General features: G+C 70.4%; 17 protein-coding genes. 10 read left to right on the top strand and 7 right to left on the bottom strand.

All coding sequences use genetic code 11. The features are described from left to right. Positions 1–1069, top strand: a 1069-nt coding sequence (locus ETD86_RS43870; RefSeq protein WP_342779350.1) for a neutral zinc metallopeptidase, incomplete at its 5' end; no start/stop codon positions are given. A gap of 132 nt (positions 1070–1201) precedes the next feature. Further along, positions 1202–2755 (top strand): LCP family protein, encoded by a 1554-nt coding sequence (locus tag ETD86_RS43865; protein WP_138672550.1) that lies wholly within the window; start codon positions 1202–1204, stop codon positions 2753–2755. A 95-nt stretch (positions 2756–2850) separates the two neighbouring features. Here ETD86_RS43865 and ETD86_RS56000 read toward each other — a convergent pair whose 3' ends face one another. Together ETD86_RS56000 and ETD86_RS43860 are read right to left on the bottom strand one after the other, a co-directional pair. Further along, on the bottom strand, positions 2851–3003 hold the full coding sequence (locus tag ETD86_RS56000; protein WP_170223584.1) for a hypothetical protein: 153 nt from the start codon (positions 3001–3003) through the stop codon (positions 2851–2853). Positions 3004–3023: 20 nt separating this feature from the next. Beyond that, the gene (locus tag ETD86_RS43860; protein WP_138672549.1) at positions 3024–3542 is read right to left on the bottom strand and encodes a hypothetical protein; all 519 of its coding nucleotides are present in this window, start codon (positions 3540–3542) and stop codon (positions 3024–3026) included. Positions 3543–3721: 179 nt separating this feature from the next. On the opposite strand from ETD86_RS43860, the gene ETD86_RS55995 reads away from it, so the two are divergent. Then, the gene (locus tag ETD86_RS55995) at positions 3722–3877 is read left to right on the top strand and encodes a hypothetical protein (RefSeq protein ID WP_170223583.1); all 156 of its coding nucleotides are present in this window, start codon (positions 3722–3724) and stop codon (positions 3875–3877) included. A gap of 415 nt (positions 3878–4292) precedes the next feature. On the opposite strand, the gene ETD86_RS43855 is transcribed toward ETD86_RS55995, so the two are convergent. Next, on the bottom strand, positions 4293–6329 hold the full coding sequence (locus ETD86_RS43855; RefSeq protein ID WP_138672548.1) for a spermine/spermidine synthase domain-containing protein: 2037 nt from the start codon (positions 6327–6329) through the stop codon (positions 4293–4295). A 185-nt stretch (positions 6330–6514) separates the two neighbouring features. Between ETD86_RS43855 and ETD86_RS43850 the strand changes: the two genes are divergently transcribed. Beyond that, positions 6515–7873: a S8 family peptidase gene (locus tag ETD86_RS43850; protein WP_138672547.1), complete on the top strand. Its 1359-nt coding sequence runs from the start codon at positions 6515–6517 to the stop codon at positions 7871–7873. A gap of 72 nt (positions 7874–7945) precedes the next feature. Here ETD86_RS43850 and ETD86_RS43845 read toward each other — a convergent pair whose 3' ends face one another. Beyond that, positions 7946–8254 carry a DUF4190 domain-containing protein gene (locus tag ETD86_RS43845; RefSeq protein WP_138672546.1) on the bottom strand — a complete coding sequence of 103 codons (309 nt, stop codon included), beginning with the start codon at positions 8252–8254 and terminating at the stop codon, positions 7946–7948. Between the two features lie 119 nt (positions 8255–8373). Between ETD86_RS43845 and ETD86_RS43840 the strand changes: the two genes are divergently transcribed. Then, the gene (locus ETD86_RS43840) at positions 8374–9162 is read left to right on the top strand and encodes an ion transporter (protein ID WP_138672545.1); all 789 of its coding nucleotides are present in this window, start codon (positions 8374–8376) and stop codon (positions 9160–9162) included. A gap of 101 nt (positions 9163–9263) precedes the next feature. On the opposite strand, the gene rpsD is transcribed toward ETD86_RS43840, so the two are convergent. Then, the gene (rpsD, locus tag ETD86_RS43835) at positions 9264–9878 is read right to left on the bottom strand and encodes a 30S ribosomal protein S4 (RefSeq protein WP_138672551.1); all 615 of its coding nucleotides are present in this window, start codon (positions 9876–9878) and stop codon (positions 9264–9266) included. 69 nt (positions 9879–9947) lie between these two features. Here rpsD and ETD86_RS43830 point away from each other — a divergent pair, with 69 nt between their 5' ends. The 4 genes from ETD86_RS43830 to ETD86_RS43815 all read left to right on the top strand — a co-directional run bounded on the left by ETD86_RS43830 (position 9948) and on the right by ETD86_RS43815 (position 13010). Continuing rightward, positions 9948–10649, top strand: coding sequence for a DUF2470 domain-containing protein (locus ETD86_RS43830; RefSeq protein ID WP_138672544.1), 702 nt, complete (start codon positions 9948–9950; stop codon positions 10647–10649). A gap of 78 nt (positions 10650–10727) precedes the next feature. After that, positions 10728–11255: a hypothetical protein gene (locus tag ETD86_RS55990; RefSeq protein WP_170223582.1), complete on the top strand. Its 528-nt coding sequence runs from the start codon at positions 10728–10730 to the stop codon at positions 11253–11255. Positions 11256–11286: 31 nt separating this feature from the next. Further along, the gene (locus ETD86_RS57525; RefSeq protein WP_211370687.1) at positions 11287–11610 is read left to right on the top strand and encodes a glycosyltransferase family protein; all 324 of its coding nucleotides are present in this window, start codon (positions 11287–11289) and stop codon (positions 11608–11610) included. Then, positions 11607–13010: an MFS transporter gene (locus tag ETD86_RS43815; protein WP_138672543.1), complete on the top strand. Its 1404-nt coding sequence runs from the start codon at positions 11607–11609 to the stop codon at positions 13008–13010. The genes ETD86_RS57525 and ETD86_RS43815 overlap by 4 nt, the downstream gene beginning before the upstream one ends. Positions 13011–13036: 26 nt before the next feature. On the opposite strand, the gene ETD86_RS43810 is transcribed toward ETD86_RS43815, so the two are convergent. Further along, on the bottom strand, positions 13037–13687 hold the full coding sequence (locus ETD86_RS43810; protein ID WP_138672542.1) for a TetR/AcrR family transcriptional regulator: 651 nt from the start codon (positions 13685–13687) through the stop codon (positions 13037–13039). A 65-nt stretch (positions 13688–13752) separates the two neighbouring features. Between ETD86_RS43810 and ETD86_RS43805 the strand changes: the two genes are divergently transcribed. Further along, positions 13753–15330: an ABC-F family ATP-binding cassette domain-containing protein gene (locus ETD86_RS43805; protein WP_138672541.1), complete on the top strand. Its 1578-nt coding sequence runs from the start codon at positions 13753–13755 to the stop codon at positions 15328–15330. On the opposite strand, the gene ETD86_RS43800 is transcribed toward ETD86_RS43805, so the two are convergent. After that, positions 15327–16517, bottom strand: coding sequence for an ROK family transcriptional regulator (locus ETD86_RS43800; protein WP_138672540.1), 1191 nt, complete (start codon positions 16515–16517; stop codon positions 15327–15329). The two genes, ETD86_RS43805 and ETD86_RS43800, sit on opposite strands and share 4 nt — an antisense overlap. Between the last annotated feature and the right edge of the window lie 164 nt (positions 16518–16681).

Here is a 16681-nt window from a genome sequence, read left to right as displayed (position 1 = left end):
ACCGCCGCCACCGCCCCCCATGCCGCCGCGGCAATGGCATCATCAGCCCTACCGCAGGGTGCGCTTGAGCGTCGCCGGGGTGCTCGGCATCGTGTTCGGGTCGGTGGCCGCGTTGTTCGTGCTGATCGTCCTCGGGGTGGCGATGCTCAAGAGCTCGTCGCGGTCGGAGACGACGAACCCGGTGGCGATCCCGTCGTACGAGCCGCCGTCGTCGCGGGAGACCGACGAGCCCGACCCCTTCCCCACGCGCACGCGGAAGACGCAGTCCGAGCAACCCGAGACCCAGCCCGAGACCCAGCCCGAGACCCAGCCCGAGACGCAGCCCAAGGTCACGCTCAACACGAGCCTGCGGAACAACACCGTCTACAAGGCGGGCGCGTTGCCCCGGCTCAACTGCCCGGCCGGCAACGCCAGCATCTTCAGCCACAGCCAGCTCAAGGCGCTGATTCTGAAGACCGGCAAGTGCATGGACCGGGCCTGGCAGCCGATCCTGGAGAAGCAGGGCATCCGGTTCCGCCCGCCGGGCTACGCGATCGCGGCGGGGCGCGGCAGGGGCGCGTGCGGTGACTACCCCCACCGGGGCAGCATCGTGCCGTACTACTGCCCGCGCAACAGCACCATCTACGCCTCCACCTCGGCCATGGCCAAGGGCAATGGCAACTCCCGCGGTTACGGCGAGATCATCAGTTGGAACGGCGGGATCATCAGCATGATGGCCCACGAGTACGGCCACCACGTCCAGAACATCACGGGCCTGCTGAACTCGTGGTGGAGCAGCACGCTGGACTCCTCGAGCCAGAGCGGCAAGCTGGCGCTCAGCCGGCGGCTGGAGTTGCAGGCCACCTGCTTCGGCGGCATGTGGATGCGGTCGGTGGCGGCGTCGTACCCGGTGAGCATGGCCAACCGCAGGCAGCTGTTCTGGTTCTACGGCCAGGTGGGCGACCACCCGGGTTATCCGCGCGACCACGGCTCGCCGCGGAACAACAATCTCTGGTTCCGGCAGGGATGGGAGAAGAGCAAGACATACCAGTGCAACACGTGGCTGGCGCCGTCTTCAACGACCTCCTGATGGCAACGTGGTGTTCATCTCAGGTTGGGCACATGTCTCTGATGTCCAGATATGGCGACTAGAATCCTGGCAATCTTGTCCCCAACGGGGGGCACCGCGAGTTTTACCTGGTAGGCGTGTGAAGGAGCCGGTGTGAGGAAGCGCGATGGGGTCGACACCGTGCCAGGAGGCAGGAAACAGCGACCCCAGCGCCGTACGCGTCCGGCGCCCGGCTCCCGCGCCCCGCGCTTCGCCCGGCCGCTGACGACCGCCTCCGTGCTCGGCTGGACCGCTCTGTCCGCCATCGTGCCCGGCGCCGCCCATCTGCGCGCCGGGCATCGCCGTACCGGGATGATCCTCGTCAGCGTGTACGCGGTGATGCTGCTCGGGGTCCTGGCCTACGCCCTGACCCGGGAGAACCTCCTGGAGAGCCTCACCACCTTCGCCGACTCCGGGACGATGGTCACGGTGATCGTCGTCGCCTCGGCGCTCGGGCTCGCCTGGTTCGCGCTCATGGTCGTCTCGTACGTGGTGCTCGGCCCGAACCGGCTGAACCAGCAGGGCCAGGTGGTGACCGGAATCGCGGTGGGCATGTTGTGCGTGACGGTCATGTCGCCGTTCGCCCTGGTCGCCCAGACCGTGGGGACCGCCCGGGGCGCGATCAAGGCGGTCTTCCCCTCCGGGCCCGACTCCGACGGTTCGCCCATCGCCCAGAACCCCGAGGACCCGTGGGGCGGCCGGACCCGGGTCAACTTCCTGCTCGTCGGCGGCGACGCGGCGGGCAACCGCACCGGCGTGCGGACCGACAGCATGACCGTGGCCAGTGTGGACATCAAGACCGGCAACACGGTCCTGTTCAGCCTGCCGCGCAACCTTCAGCACGTGCGCTTCCCGTCGACCTCGCCACTGGCCCGGCAGTTCCCCAACGGCTTCATGGCCGAGCTGCCGAACGGCGGCCTGCTCAACGAGGTCTGGCAGTACGCCAACGACCACCCGGACATCATGGGCGGCAAGAACAAGGGCCCGCGGGCGCTGATGGACGCCGTCGGCCACACCCTGGGCCTGAAGATCGACTACTACGCCCTGATCAACATGTACGGCTTCGCGGCGCTGGTCGACGCCATCGGCGGCCTGAAGATCCGCGTCGAGCAGGACGTCAAGTGGGGCGGCCTGTACGGCACCGCGGGCACGATCAAGGCGGGCTACCGCAAGCTGACCGGCGAACAGGCCCTCTGGTACGGCCGCTCCCGCGTGAACAGCGACGACTTCTCCCGCATGGGCCGCCAGCGCTGCGTCATCGGCGCCTTCGCCCAGCAGGCCACGCCCACCGTCATTCTGACGAACTTCGGCAAGATCGCCGGCGCGGCCAAGCGCATGGCCCAGACGAACATCCCGGAACCGCTCGTGCAGCCGCTGGTGCAGGTGGCCGTCAAGGTCAAGGACGCCAAGATCACCAGCCTGCAGTTCGTACCGCCGGAGTTCTGGCCGGGCAGCGCGGACTGGGCGAAGATCCGCCTGGCCTCGAAGAAGGCGATCAACGACTCCATGCGCCCGCGCAAGCAGGCCCAGACGGCCGGCGTCAGCGCCTCGCCCAGCGTCACGGGAGCGACCCCGACGAAGACGAGCACGGCCGCGCCCACGCAGACCCCGACCCGCAACAGCCAGAAGGCCGGCGCCAAGTCCCTCGACGAGCTCTGCGGCCTCTGACGACGGCGGTCGTCGCACCGTCGTCACCCGCCATCGCACCGGTCGTCACGCGGGTCGTCACACCACGACGGGAGGCCGCTGCGGCCCCCTGAGGGTCAGGCTGGACCCCAGGGCACCCGCTCGGGCGGCGCACCCGGAGCCAGCGCGGGCAGGCCGCGCACCACCCCGCCTAGGGCCGCCCGGCCGCCCCGGTGTGAAGAACCGGGAGACCAGGCGCCGGTGCGCCCGGGCGACATCTTCTCCAGCATGCCTGTCCCCCTCAAGGCCGCTACTTGACGAGCTGATCCACGATCCACTCCGCCAGCGTGGCGGTGACCTTGCCATGCTCGGAGTTGTGCGCGTCGCCGTGGTAGTCGTCGAGCTGGCTCTGCTCCGGCGACAGGGCGGTGATGTCGAGGTAGAGGTCCACCGGCCACTCCACGGGGTCGTACTGGAGAGCGAGGGCGCTCACCGATGGGACAAAACAGGCCGAACGGTAGCGGTTCTCGATCGGCGCGCCGAGCGCGTCGGCGAGCAGGCCGTACGAGGGAAGCGTCCCGCCCGGGGCTCCGTCGAACGCGGCGACGTGGCTGGTGTAGCTCGTGCTCGCCCACATCGGCGCGGCGCGCATGCCGCCGACGAGTCTGTTGACGCCGCGATCCGGCTGGGTGCGCACGCCGGCCCAGGCGGCGCCGCCCACCGCGCTCCACTCGAAGACCGGCTCGTCGGGCGGCACGTTCCTGCCGGTGCCGTCGGCGGCGCCGTTGGCCACTCCGAGCTTGCGCGGCCTGAGCGGGAACCATCCCACGCGCCGTAAGTCCCGCAGGAACGCGGTACGCAGCGGGCTGGCGGTGGCGACGGGCCCCGCGTATCAGCGGGATCCACGCGCCGTTGTGCGGCGAGTCGTAGGACAGGTACGTCATGGTCTGGTGGTCTTCGCCGCGGTTCTCCATCTCCGCCAGGGCGTAGCGAGTGATCAGACCGCCTATGGCGAGCCCTCCGACGATCAGCCCCGCGCTGCCGCTCCGCTCCGCGATGGCCCGGCGCACGCACGCCGCGGCCACCCCCGCGTTGGCCTGGATGTACGTGTGCCGCACGCCGAAGCCGAGCAGCACGATGTCGATGCCCTGGGTGACCAGCTGATCGAGCAGGCGGTGCTGGTGCGGCGGGTAGGGCGCGTTGAGGTGGTTCCACAACCCCGGCAGATCGCTGGGCCCGTACCCGAACCCGTCCGCGAAGATCATCGGCCGCACGAGCCGGTCGTGGCCCTCGCCGTAGTAGACGGCGGCGTGCCCCGAGGCGGTCTGTCCCTGGTGGGACCAGGCGGAGGTGAGCGACCATTCCGTGTCGGCCCGGCGCGCCTGCCTGGCCGCTCCCGGCAACGCGAACAGCACTCCTTCGGGGAGCACTCCGGCGATATTCTCCCGACGCCCCCCGAGGACCTGCTCGGGCTCGTGCGGGAGGGCGTTCACCTCGCGGTCCGCGGCAAATCGACCCACGACATAAACAATTAACCTGACTATGCGTCAAGGCGTTACCCGCGCATGCCGGAATCCCGTCACGCCAATGCGCGTTTGCGGGGCAGCAGCGCGAGCGCGCCGACGTAGAGAATGGCGGCGACGATGAGCAGGCCTTGGTAACCGATCACCAGGGCCACGTATTCGAGGCACCCGCCCACCATCGCCCCCAGCAGGTTCGCGCCGAAGGAGGTGGTGGCGTCCGCCGTGTCGGCGAAACGTTTGGCGAAGACGACGTTCGCGGCGAAGATCGGCAGGAACGCCACCGTCACGGCCGCCACCGCGCGCACGGGCAGCGGCAGCGACAGCAGCCACTCGTTCGGGACCAGCCAGGCCAGCAGGAGGCCCGCGAGCAGCACCCCGTACATGACCGGCAACGGCGGGGTGCGGAAGCGGCGGGTCACCTCGACGGCGGCGAGCACGGCGACGAGCACGCCGGCGAAGACGATGGCGTTGACCACCCACGTGGTGCCGAACAGCAGCGCGAACCCGGTCACGCTCTTGGTCTCCAGCAGCATGAACGCCACGCCCAGCAGGAACAGGTCGGCGTACGGCCGCATCCGCTCGTACGGTCCCGCGACGACGCGGACGGCGAGGAGGCTGACGATGAGGATCAGGGCGAGCGTGATGAGGTAGATCGGCGGGATCGTGGCGTCGTGGAGGTAAAGGAAGGGCCGGTCGTCGTCCGCGGGCTGCGGGGTGCCCGGGGCGGCGCCGGGCCATTCCGCGGCGCAGCGCTGGTCCGGCAGCGCCAGGCCGGCGGTGATCACGGCCTGCTGGCCCTCGGTGCTGACGACGTCGACGCAGGGCTTGTGCCCGAAGGCCCGCTGCATGGTGGAGGCCAGGCGGTCGACGAGCCAGCTCTCGCGGTAGTAGTTGTACATCGAGAACGTGCCGCCCGGATTGAGGTGCTCACGGGCGGCCCGCATGGCCTCCTCGGTGAACAGGTAGCTCTCCAGCCGCAGCGCGCTGGCCCCCGAGACGAGGGTGAGCGAGTCGGGCAGGGCGAAGAGGATCAGGTCGTACTTGTGGCCGGTCTGCTCCAGGAAGGCGCGGCCGTCGGTGATGTGGGTGGTGACGCGCGGGTCGTCGTAGGGGCGGTCGGGGTGTAGCGAGCCGCCGAGCTCGCGCAGCTTGGGGTCGATCTCCACGGCGTCGACGTGGGTCGCGCCCTTGGACAGCGCGATCGCCACGTCGGTGCCGCTGCCCGCGCCGACGATGAGCACGTCCTTCGGAGGCTTGGTCGTCCGCTCGTACGGCAGCCCGTACTGGCGCTCCCAGCGCAGGCGGGCGGTGGCGGGCACGGCCCGCTGGTGCGGGATGCCGTTGACGGAGATGTCGGTGACGCCGACGCCGGCATCCTCGAACTGCTTATGCGTGACTTTGTAGTACGGCGACCAGATCGCCCCGGCCGTCAGGGTCTCGGCGAGCAGCACGCCCACCACGACCAGGGAGGGCACGGCCACCAGCCCCACCTGGAGCGCGCGCGGCCGCGGGACCAGCAGAACGCCGTAGCAGATCGCGGCGATGATCCCCCAGAAGACCGGCGGCGCGCTCAGGAACGACAGCGCCGTGAACGCCGCAATGCCGGTCAGGCTGCCGATCAGGTCGTAGCGGTAGGCCTCCAGGCGCGGCAGCTCGGGAAAACAACGGCCGACGAGCTCGGCCGGCCCCATGAGAATCAGCGCGGCGGCGCAGAAGATGACCGGCAGGATCAGCCACGCGGGCGGCCCGCTGGTGGACAGACTCGTCCAGTACAGGACGCCCTCGGTGTCCCTGTCCACGGTCACCGGGAAGGTCCGCACGACGACGGCCAGGATGGCCAGCACGATCAGCGAATAGTACGGCTGCCGCTTCGACCGCCCCACGCGCAGGAACCCGAGCCCGATGCCGAGGAACGAGCCGAGCAGCACGAAATTGGTGAAGTAGCTCAGGTGGACGATGTTGGACCCGGTCCACCGGATCAGCGCCAGCTCGAGGAAGAGCATGAAGGCGCTGGCAAGGATGAGCCTAGGCCGCACCGCCAGCCAGTGAGCTTTCTCTTGGTCATCGACGGGCTTCTGGGCCTGGAGCGTCATGCTGCCTCACCGTAGTGAACCGACCGAAAACAAGGAAGTCTGACGGCCCAGAACAAATGTCGTCCACTTCGCGTCGTTTGGGGTGTTCTCGCAGGTCACAACCCCTGAAATACGCTGGACGAGCAACCCCGGATGAAGGAATGTTGGGAGGTTCCTTCCCTCCAGAACATGTTCGGTGGTGACACATGCGTGTCCTGATCCAGCTCCGTCCCTCCCCCGATCTGGTGGCGGCGGTGGCCGATCCCGCCCAGACGGCCACCACGGCCGATGTCGCCGACGGCCTGCCGGGGGTCGAGCTCGACACGGCCTTCGTCCCCGTGGCCGTGCCGCGGCCCGTTCCCGCGGCCGGCGGCGATCCCCTCTCGCTCAACCAGCCGCTCGACTTCTCGCTGGCCGCCGAGGACGCGTCCGTGCTGGTCCGTGGCACGATCTCGGACGATGAGCTGGCCTCCAGGGTCACGCTGCTGCCCGCGCTCAGGCCCGACGTGGTGGGGATCTTCGCCGACCCGGTCATCGAGTCGACGCCCACCTGCGGCGGCGACCCGCCGGTCGGCGACTGGCACGACGTCGAGCGGCTGCTGAACGTGGCAGGGCTGCAGGCCGAAGGGCTCGACGGCACGGGGGTGGCACTGGCCGTGCTCGACACGGGCGTCAACGCCGCCCACACGGCCAGGCAGCTCGGCCGGGGCGTCACGCTCGACGCAGACCGGTGCTGGAGCCCGTCGGGGGTGGCGGGCAAGCCGGGCGAGTTCGAGGTGGACCACGGGACGATGTGCGCGTTCGACGCCCTCATCGCCGCCCCGCAGGCCTCGCTCATCGACATCCCGTTGCTGCTGTCCACCCGGCCGGGCGGCTCGGCGCTCGACGGGCTGCTGTCGGACGCGGTGTCGGCGTTCGCGCACCTGCGTAACGTGCTCGACGCCCAGCCGGCCGCGTCGCGGGCGCTGGTCGTGAGCAACTCGTGGGGGTCGTTCTCCCCCGAGTGGGACTTTCCCGTCGGGCATCCCGGCAACTACTCCGACAGCGCCGCCCATCCCTTCAACCTGATGGTCGCCGCGCTGGACCGGGCGGGGGCGGACGTGCTGTTCGCGGCGGGCAACTGCGGGCAGGAGTGCCCGGACGGGCGGTGCGTCTATCCCAGCCGGCCCATCGTGGGCGCCAACTCCCACCCGAAGGCGCTGTCGATCGGCGGCATCGACGTCAACGGCGACCGGGTGGGCTACTCCTCGCAGGGGCCCGGGCGGCTGACCGCCCGCAAGCCCGACGTGTGCGGGTACACGCATTTCCTGGGGTCGGCGGCATTCGGGAAGGGCGAGCCGGACTCGGGGACGTCGGCGGCGACGCCGGTGGTCGCGGGGCTCGTGGCAGCGGTACGCACCCAGTGGCCGGCGGCCAGGTTGTCGCCGGCGCAGCTGCGTGCGTTGTTGCGGCGCAGCGCGGAGGACCGTAGCGAGGTGGGGTTCGACTACGACTACGGGTACGGGGTCGTGGATCCGGCCGGGATCATGGCCTCGCTCCAGCGGCGGGCCAAGAGCACCGCCTGAGCCCTTTCAGGACGCGGACGACGACTTCGGCCGAGGCCCTTCCAGATGCAGGGGGCTTCGGCCGAAGGGTCGCTAGCTGGAGAATCCGCCGCTGAGCAGCGCGATGCCGAAGGCGAAGATCAGGAACCCGAAAGTGATCATCATCAGGACGCTGCTGACGATGCCGCAGATGCGCCCCGCCTGGATGTGGCCGCGGTTCTCGTAGGGATAGCCGCTCTCGTCGATCTCGCGCAACGCCTTCGTGCCCATCGACCACGCGAACGGCCCCAGGAAGCTGCACACCACCAGGCTCAGGATGCCGAGCACCAGGATGGTGGTGCCGTTGGGGTGGGTGTGCGGCTGCGGACCGTAGTAGGAGGGGCCGTAATTCGGACTGGACATGATCGCTGGGCGTCCCCTTGTTCGCGGCAATGAGGTGGGTTTTATACCACAGACACCACCTTGATCATGTTGCGCCATCATGGTACGGCACCTGACCATCCCCCTAGGAGCCTGCCCCCGTGCGTGAACGCACCCAAGCCATCCTCTCCCACCAGAGTTTCCAGCGGTTCATCGTCAGTGTCATCCTGATCAACGCGGCCACACTGGGCCTGGAGACGTTCCCCGCCGTGGTGGAGCGCCACGGCGTCCTGCTCACCGTCGTCGACCATGTCGCGCTCTACATCTTCGCCGCCGAGCTGGTGGCCAAGCTCTACGTCGAACGCTGGGGCTTCTTCCGCGACCCGTGGAACATCTTCGACTTCACGATCGTGGCCATCGCCTTCGCGCCCGCGACGGGCGGCCTGTCGGTGCTGCGCTCGCTGCGCATCCTGCGCGCCCTGCGGCTGCTGTCGGTGGTGCCGAGCCTGCGCCGCGTGGTGTCGGCGCTGCTGCGCGCGATGCCGGGGATGAGCTCGATCGTCGTGCTGCTCTCCCTGGTGCTGTACGTGGCCGCGGTCATGGCCACCAAGCTGTACGGGCAGGCCTCCCCCGAGCGCTTCGGCAGCCTGCCGACCTCGCTCTTCACCCTCTACCAGACGATGACCGGCGACGACTGGGGCAACATCGCGCGGGAGGTGATGGCCAGGCATCCCTCGGCCTGGGTCTTCTTCACCATCTTCATCCTCGTGTGCACGTTCGTGATCCTGAACCTCTTCATGGCCGTCGTGGTCAGCGCCATGGACGAGGAGAACGCCGAGGAGCTGGCCGCGATCGAGGACACCACCGCGCACACCGAGCGCATCCTGGAGGAGCTGGCCGAGCTGCGCAAGGAGGTCGCCGAGCTACGCCGGCAGGACTCCCTCGGCTGACCCGCCGGGCGGCCGGCCCGCCACCCTCCGGCGCCGCCCTGTCGGCGGCGCCGGGTGCGGCGGCGGGTGCGGCGGCGACCATCGCGGCCCCGCTGAAACGGCTAACGAGAGTAGAACTCCACCACGAGCTGCTCGTCGACCGGAACCACGATCTGCTCGCGCTCGGGCCGGTGCGTCAGCGTGAAACGCAGGTCGGCGTGGTCGACGGAGAGATACGGTGCGATCCGCTCGTCGGCGTAGACGCCCTCGGCGGCGGCCACGAACGGCTGCATCTTGCGGGACCGCTCCCTGACCGTGACGACCTGGCCGGGTTTGACCAGGTAACTGGGGATGTCCACCTTGCGGCCGTCCACGGCGATGTGCCCGTGGTTGACGTACTGCCTGGCGGCGTAGATCGACGACGCCAGGCCGGCACGCAGCACGAGCGAGGCCAGACGGCTCTCCAGCAGAGTCACCAGCTCGGCACCCGACGCGCCCGACTTGCGGACGGCGAGGTCCCAGTAGCGGCGCAACTGCCGCTCTGACACGTCGTAGTACCAGCGCAGCTTCTGCTTCTCCATCAGCCGCAGGCCGTAGTCGCCGGCGCTGCGGCGGTTGGTCTTGCGGCCGTGCTCGCCCGGCGGGTAGGGGCGCTGCTCGAAGTAGCGGACGGCTTTCCTGGTCAGCGGGACGCCCGCGCGACGCGACAGTCGCACCTTGGGGCCGGTGTAGCGCACGTTCACCTCAATGTGATTAGGTAATCCTTACTTAGGCAAGGCTAACCTATCAGTATCCTTGGAGTCGTCATGCTGCCGATCCCCGAGCGGGTCCGCACTCTCGCCGCGACCGCGAGTGTCGCGAAGCTCTCCGTCGACGGCGCTCCCTCTCCCGCCCGCGGCGGTGTGGACGAGCGCGGCCGCCCCGTGCTGCTGGTACTGGCCGGCGAGCCGCTGCACGGCGTGCGCGAGGACGCCGTGGCGGCGGTGAACCTCACGGCGATGCGGCAGCTCGGCGAGGTCACGCACCCGCGCGGGCTGATCGAGGTGCAGGGCTGGGCGGAGGCGGTGCCGGAGCGCGAGGCGCGGGCCGCGGCCGTGGCGGTGGCCGCGCACAGCGCGGACGAGAGCCTGTTCGAGGCGCTGGAGCGGTTCGGGTCGCCGGACGCCCCGCGCCTGCTACGGCTGGACGTGGGCCAGGTGGTCTATCTGACGGGGCAGGAGTCGGGGCTGCTGGACGCCGACGACTACCTGGGCGCCTCCCCCGACCCGCTGACCGATACGGCCGAGCGGGTGCTCGCCCATGTCAACGGCTCGCACCGGGCGCAGCTGACTGCGGGCGTGTCCAGGCAGCTGGGCGAGGCGGCCGGCGACGTGTGGTTGTGGGAGCTGGACCGGTACGGCGCGACCGTGCGGGTCGACGAGTCGCTGGTGCGCTTCCCCTGGCCGGTGCCGGCGACGTCCACCCTCTGCCTGGAGACGGCCCTGCGCGGCCTGCTCTGCAGCTGTTAGTCACGGTTCGATGTGGATTAAAAGGACATAGCTTTACATAGGCCATAGGAGTGCTCTCGCATCTCTAGCATTTCGTGCGTGAGTGGAGCGCATCGACCTTCGGGCACCGCCGCGTCCGTCGACCAGAGCGGCCGGCGCAGGCGGGCGCTGGTGATCGCCGGAGTGCTGCTCGGCACGCTGATGCTGGCGATGGCAGCGATACTGATCGGCGGCGCGTTCAGCACGACCAGGCTGGACGCCGTCGATTGGCCGGACGGTGGGAACGGCGCGCCGGAGCAGTCCGCGCCGGCCGCGACGAAGTCGAGCAGCCCGACGCCGACGCCGACGCCGACGCCGACGCAGCCGGCCCGGCTCATCAAGTCGGTCACGCCCACGGCGCAGGCCTCGCCGACGCCCCGGCGCACGGCGACCCCGACGCCCGCGCGGACCAGGATCGCGGTCGTGCGGCCGAGCAGGAGCCGGTCCGCCACGCCGACCTCCGAGGCCACGACGCCGGCCCCATCCTCCGCCGATCCGACGGCGACCGAGTCCGAGCGCACCCCGCCCGGCAAGACGCGGCAGCCTCCGGGACACGACCCGGACAAGACGCAGGGCGCCAAGAAGTGAGCCACCTGGACACGCGCAGCACATCGAGTATGTGATCGGCTTCAACCTCGACCTGTGGGCGTCCGGCCTGCTGGGCCACATGCCGACCGTGCCCGGCGCGATCGGCGCCTTCCGCCGGGCCGCGCCGCAGTCCGTCGGCCTGCTCGGCGTGGACACGCCGGCCGAGGGCTACGGGAAAGCTCCAGGCCATGTGGAAGCACCGGCGGGCGGTGACCGAGCGAGGGACGTTCGGGCGGAGCGTCATCTCACCCTCCCTCAGTGGGTGGAAGATCTTGGTTCTCGCTATGGAATGAAGTATTCCGTTCTGATATTCTTGGAACAGAACAAGCCGTTCCGATTCAGGAGGCAGAGATGACCGCCCTCGACATCCGGCCGGTGCAGGCGCCCGTCGAACCGACGCCCTATCGGTGGCGCTGGCCCGCGCTGGCGGTGATCCTCGCCGGCTCGGTGATGGAGCTGCTCGACGCCACCGTCACCAACATCGCGGGCCCCACGATGCGGGCCGAGCTCGGCGGCGGCGCGTCGCTCATCCAGTGGCTCGGGGCGGCGTACACGCTGGCCATGACGGCGGGTCTGCTGACCGGCGGGCGGCTGGGGGACATCGTGGGCCGCAGGCGGATGTTCCTCATCGGGGTCGCCGGGTTCACGGTCGGATCGCTGATGTGCGCGCTCGCCTTCTCGCCCGAGACCATCATCGCGGCCAGGATCGTGCAGGGGCTCTTCGGCGCGGCGATGATCCCCCAGGGCATGGGGCTGATGAAGGAGATGTTCTCGCCCAAGGAGCTGGCGGCGGCGATGGGGCTGTTCGGGCCGGTCATGGGGCTGTCCGCGGTGGGCGGGCCGATCCTGGCGGGCGCGCTGACGAGCATCGACTGGCGGCTCATCTTCGTGATCAACCTGCCGATCGGCGCGGTGACCGCGCTGGCCGCCGTGCGCTTCCTGCCCGGCACGCGGCCTGCCGGGGGCGTGCGGCTCGATCTGCCCGGGGCGCTGCTGGCCTCGGCGGGCACCGTGCTGATCATCTTCCCGCTGGTGCAGGGTGGCGAGCACGGGTGGCCGGCGTGGTCATTCGCCATGATGGCCGCCTCGGGTGCGGTGTTCGGGGTCTTCGCCTGGTACGAGCGACGCAAAGCCGCGCGCGGCGGTGACCCGCTGGTGGCGCCGAGCCTGTTCCGCAAGCGGGCGTTCGTGTCCGGCATGGCGACCGGGACCATCTACTTCGCCGCGTTCGCCGGGGTCCTGCTGGTGATCGGGCTCTACACGCAGCTCGGGCTGGGCTACTCCCCGATCAAGGCGGCGCTGACCGGCGTTCCCTCGTCGCTCGGCATGATCGCGGGCATGGGCGTGGCGCAGGCCACCGCGCGGTACGGCCGCAAGGTGCTGCTGGCCGGGGCCCTGGTCATGGCGCTCGGTGTGGCCGGCGTGATCGTCATCGCCTCGCCCGGTGTCTCCCCGTGGCAGCTGGCGCCGATGCTCGCGGTGACCGGCCTGGGCAGCGGGCTCATCATGACGCCGTACTTCGGCATCGTGATGGCGGCGGTCGAGCCTGGCGAGACCGGCTCGGCGTCCGGCACCCTGACCGCGTTGCAGCAGGTCGGCGGGGCGCTGGGGCTGGCGCTGCTGGGGACGGTGTACTTCGGGACGGGCAGCGTGCAGGTCACGATGGGGGTGGTGACCGGGATGATCGTCGCGACCTTCTTCGTCGGGCTGCTGCTGCCGAAGGCGGGCAGCGAGGACGCGAACTTCGGCCACTGAGGCCCGTGGCCCGAATACCGGTCGGCTCAGTCGAGCCGGCCGGTTTTCGGCTTTCCTGCCTGCCGCATGCCGGTGAGGAGGTAGCCGAGGCCCTCGTCGAACGTGGCGTCCCATTCGTGGTCGAGGCCGTGCTCGGCGAGTGCCGGGTAAAGGCCGGCGCGTTCGCGCAGGAACGCACCGGTGTCCTCGTCGTCGCGGTCCTGCCAGGTGACCTGCATGACCACCGAGCCCATGACGTAGTTGGACAGGCTGTAGGCGGCGGCCTGGGGCGCGGTGAAGCCCGCTCCGGTCAGGGTCTGGTAGAGGAACTCGGTGCGTTCCAGCGCGTTCGGGCCCATGAGCGGCCGGTCGAGCATGGTGGCCGACCAGGGGTGGCGCAGCAGGGCGGCGCGCCAGCCGCCGATCAGCTCCCGCACGGCCGCCTGCCAGCCGCCGGCCGGGTCCGGCAGCGGCACCTCGCCGAAGACGGCGTCCAGGGCCAGGTCCAGGACGTCGTCCTTGGTCTTGACGTGCCAGTAGAGGGTGGTCGATCCGGTGTCCAGCCGCTCGGCCAGCCGGCGCATGGTGAGCCGGTCCGCACCTTCCTCGTCGAGCAGCGCGACCGCCTCAGCCACGATCCGCTCCAGCGTCAGCGTCTGCCTCGGCGCCTTACGGGGGCGCGACCACACGTTCTCCACGGACCTGATAATACGTTGTACGAGTGACCGGATCGATGGTCTAGTAGTGGAACGGTGATCGAGACATGGGGCACATCGAGGTAAGTGGGCTGACGTACCTGCTGCCCGACGGGCGGCCACTGCTGCTGGAGGCGTCGTTCAAGGTGGGCGACGGGGCGAAGGCGGCGCTGGTCGGGCCGAACGGCGCGGGCAAGACCACGCTGCTGCGCCTGATCGCGGGCGAGCTGCAGCCCGCCGACGGCCGGATCGCGAGCAGTGGCGGCATCGGCGTGATGCGGCAGTTCCTGGGCGAGGGCAGCGTGCGCGACCTGCTGCTGAACGTGGCACCGCAGCGGGTCAGGGAGGCCGCCGCCACGCTCGGCGCGGCCGAGGCGGCACTGGCGGCACGCGACGACGACGAGCCCGCCCAGCTGGCCTACGCCCAGGCCATCGCCGACTATGCCGACGCGGGCGGCTACGAGCTGGAGGTCGTGTGGGACGTGTGCGCGACCGAGGCGCTGGGGCGGCCGTACGAGGAGATCAAGGACCGGAGCCTGGCCACACTGTCAGGCGGGGAGCAGAAGCGGCTGATGCTGGAGGCGCTGTTGCGCGGCCCCGACGAGGTGCTGCTGCTCGACGAGCCGGACAACTACCTGGACGTGCGGGCCAAGCAGTGGCTGGAGCGGGCGATCAGAGGCTCCGCCAAGACCGTGCTGCTCGTCTCGCACGACCGGCAACTGCTGGCCGAGGCGGCCGACCGGATCGTCACCGTGGAGGGCCGCACGGTATGGGTGCACGGCGGCGGGTTCGCCGGCTACGCCGAGGCACGCAGGCAGCGCAGGGAGCGGCTGGAGGAGCGGCGGCAGCGCTGGGAGGGCGAGCGGGCCCGGCTGCGCCGGTTGGTGCACACGCTGCGGCAGCGCTCGGCGAACAATGACGCGCTGGCGGGGGCGTACCAGTCGGCGGTGACGCGGCTGGAGCGCTTCGAGCGGGAGGGGCCGCCCCAGCGCGCGCCGAAGGAGCAGAACGTCCGCATGCGGCTGCGCGGCGGGCGCACCGGCAAGCGGGCGGTGATCTGCGAGGAGCTGGAGCTGACGGGGCTGCTGCGACCGTTCTCGACCGAGATCTGGTACGGCGAGCGGGTCGGCGTGCTCGGCATGAACGGCACCGGCAAGTCCCACTTCCTGCGGCTGCTGGCCGGCGAGCCCATCGTGCACACCGGCGCGGCCCGCCTGGGCGCCCGGGTGTCGCCCGGCCACTTCGCGCAGACGCACCTGCGGCCCGATCTGGCCGGCCGGGCGGCGGCCGGCGTGGTGATGGCCGAGCACGCCATGACCCGCAACGAGGCCATGGCGGCGCTGGCCCGCTACGAGCTGGCGCCGGCGGGCGGGCAGCCGTTCGAGACGTTGTCGGGCGGGCAGCAGGCCCGGCTGCAGATCCTGCTGCTGGAGCTGTCGGGGGCGACGTTGCTGCTGCTCGACGAGCCGACGGACAACCTGGACCTGGCCAGCGCGGAGGCGTTGCAGCGCGGGCTGGAGGGTTATGAGGGGACGGTGCTGACGGTCACGCACGACCGGTGGTTCGCCGCCGATCTGGACCGGTATCTGATCTTCGGCGCGGACGGGCTCGTCCGCGAGAGCACCGAGCCCCGCTGGGATCTCTAGGCGCGACGCAGGAGGGAGACCGTCATGGTCTCGTCGACCGCCTCGGGCGACAACACGTGGTCGAGCACCATCACCGCGCACCCGCTGATGCCGGCCCCCGCGCCGAGCCGGCTCGGCTCGATGCGCAGCCGCCGGGTGGCCAGGGCCGTGGAGCGGCGGTAGACGACCTCGCGGATGCTCGACACCAGCGGCCCGAACGCCTCCGCCACGTCCCCGCCCAGCACCACCACCGACGGGTTGAGGATGTTGACCGCCCCGGCCAGCACCTCGCCGATCCGGCGCCCGGCGGTGCGTACCATGGCCATCGTCTCGGCGTCACCGGCCCGCACTAACGCCGTCACGTCCGCGATCGTCTTGACGTCCTTGCCGGCCGCGCGCAGGTCGCGCAGCAGGGCGGTGCCGCTGGCCACGGAGTCGACGCAGTCGGTGTTGCCGCAGCGGCACAACACGCCGGCGCCGTCCAGCACGGGGATGTGCCCGATCTCGCCGGCCGCGCCCATCGCGCCGCGCAGGATGCCGCCGCCGGCGACCACGCCCGCGCCGATGCGCGTGGAGACCTTCACGAACATCAGGTCGTCCAGGTCGGGGTACGCCCCGCGGTGCTCGCCGATGGCCAGCACGTTCACGTCGTTGTCCACGAGCACGGGGACGGGGAACCGCTCGCGGATGATCGGCGGGATCACCACGCCGGTCCAGGAGGCCATCACGCGGGCGCTCTCCGTACGGCCGTGCGCGAACTCGACAGTGGCCGGCACGCCCATTCCGACGCCCCTGATCATCGAGGGCGGCCGGTCGCCGAGCAGCTCGTCCCAGGTGTCCATGATCAGCGGTAGGACGACGTCGGGGCCCTGCTCCACGTCCATCGCGAACTCACGCCCGGCCAGCTCGACCCCTGCCAGATCGCAGATGGCGACCCGGGTGCGGCTGGCGCCGAGCGCCGCCACCAGCACCACGCCGCCCGCGGCGTTGAACTCCAGCCGGACCGGCGGCCGCCCGCCCGTGGACGGGGCGTCGGTGCGCTCCACGACGAGACCGCGTTCCAGCAGCTCATCGACGCGCAGCTGGACCGCGGGGCGCGACAGCCCGGTCACCCGGCCCAGGTCGGCCCGCGTCACGGCCTCGCCGGAGCGGATGAGGCGAAGCACCTCGCCGCTGGTGGCGAGGGTCGCGGCGGTACGTCGTGGCATCGGCTAAGTGAACCACATGGGGTTAGGTCATGAAAAGTCAGAACTTTTTCATCTCAAATGGCAAAACTCCGCTTGTGTACGACCCAAACTCTCGTTAGTGTCCGTTCTGTCCCCGCTTTGGTAGATCATCGGAGCTCCTCACCGTGTCCACCCACCCGGCAACC

The sequence above is a fragment of the Nonomuraea turkmeniaca genome (assembly GCF_005889735.1).
Taxonomy (GTDB): Bacteria; Actinomycetota; Actinomycetes; order Streptosporangiales; family Streptosporangiaceae; genus Nonomuraea; species Nonomuraea turkmeniaca.
This window is presented reverse-complemented; position numbering and strand designations above follow the sequence as displayed.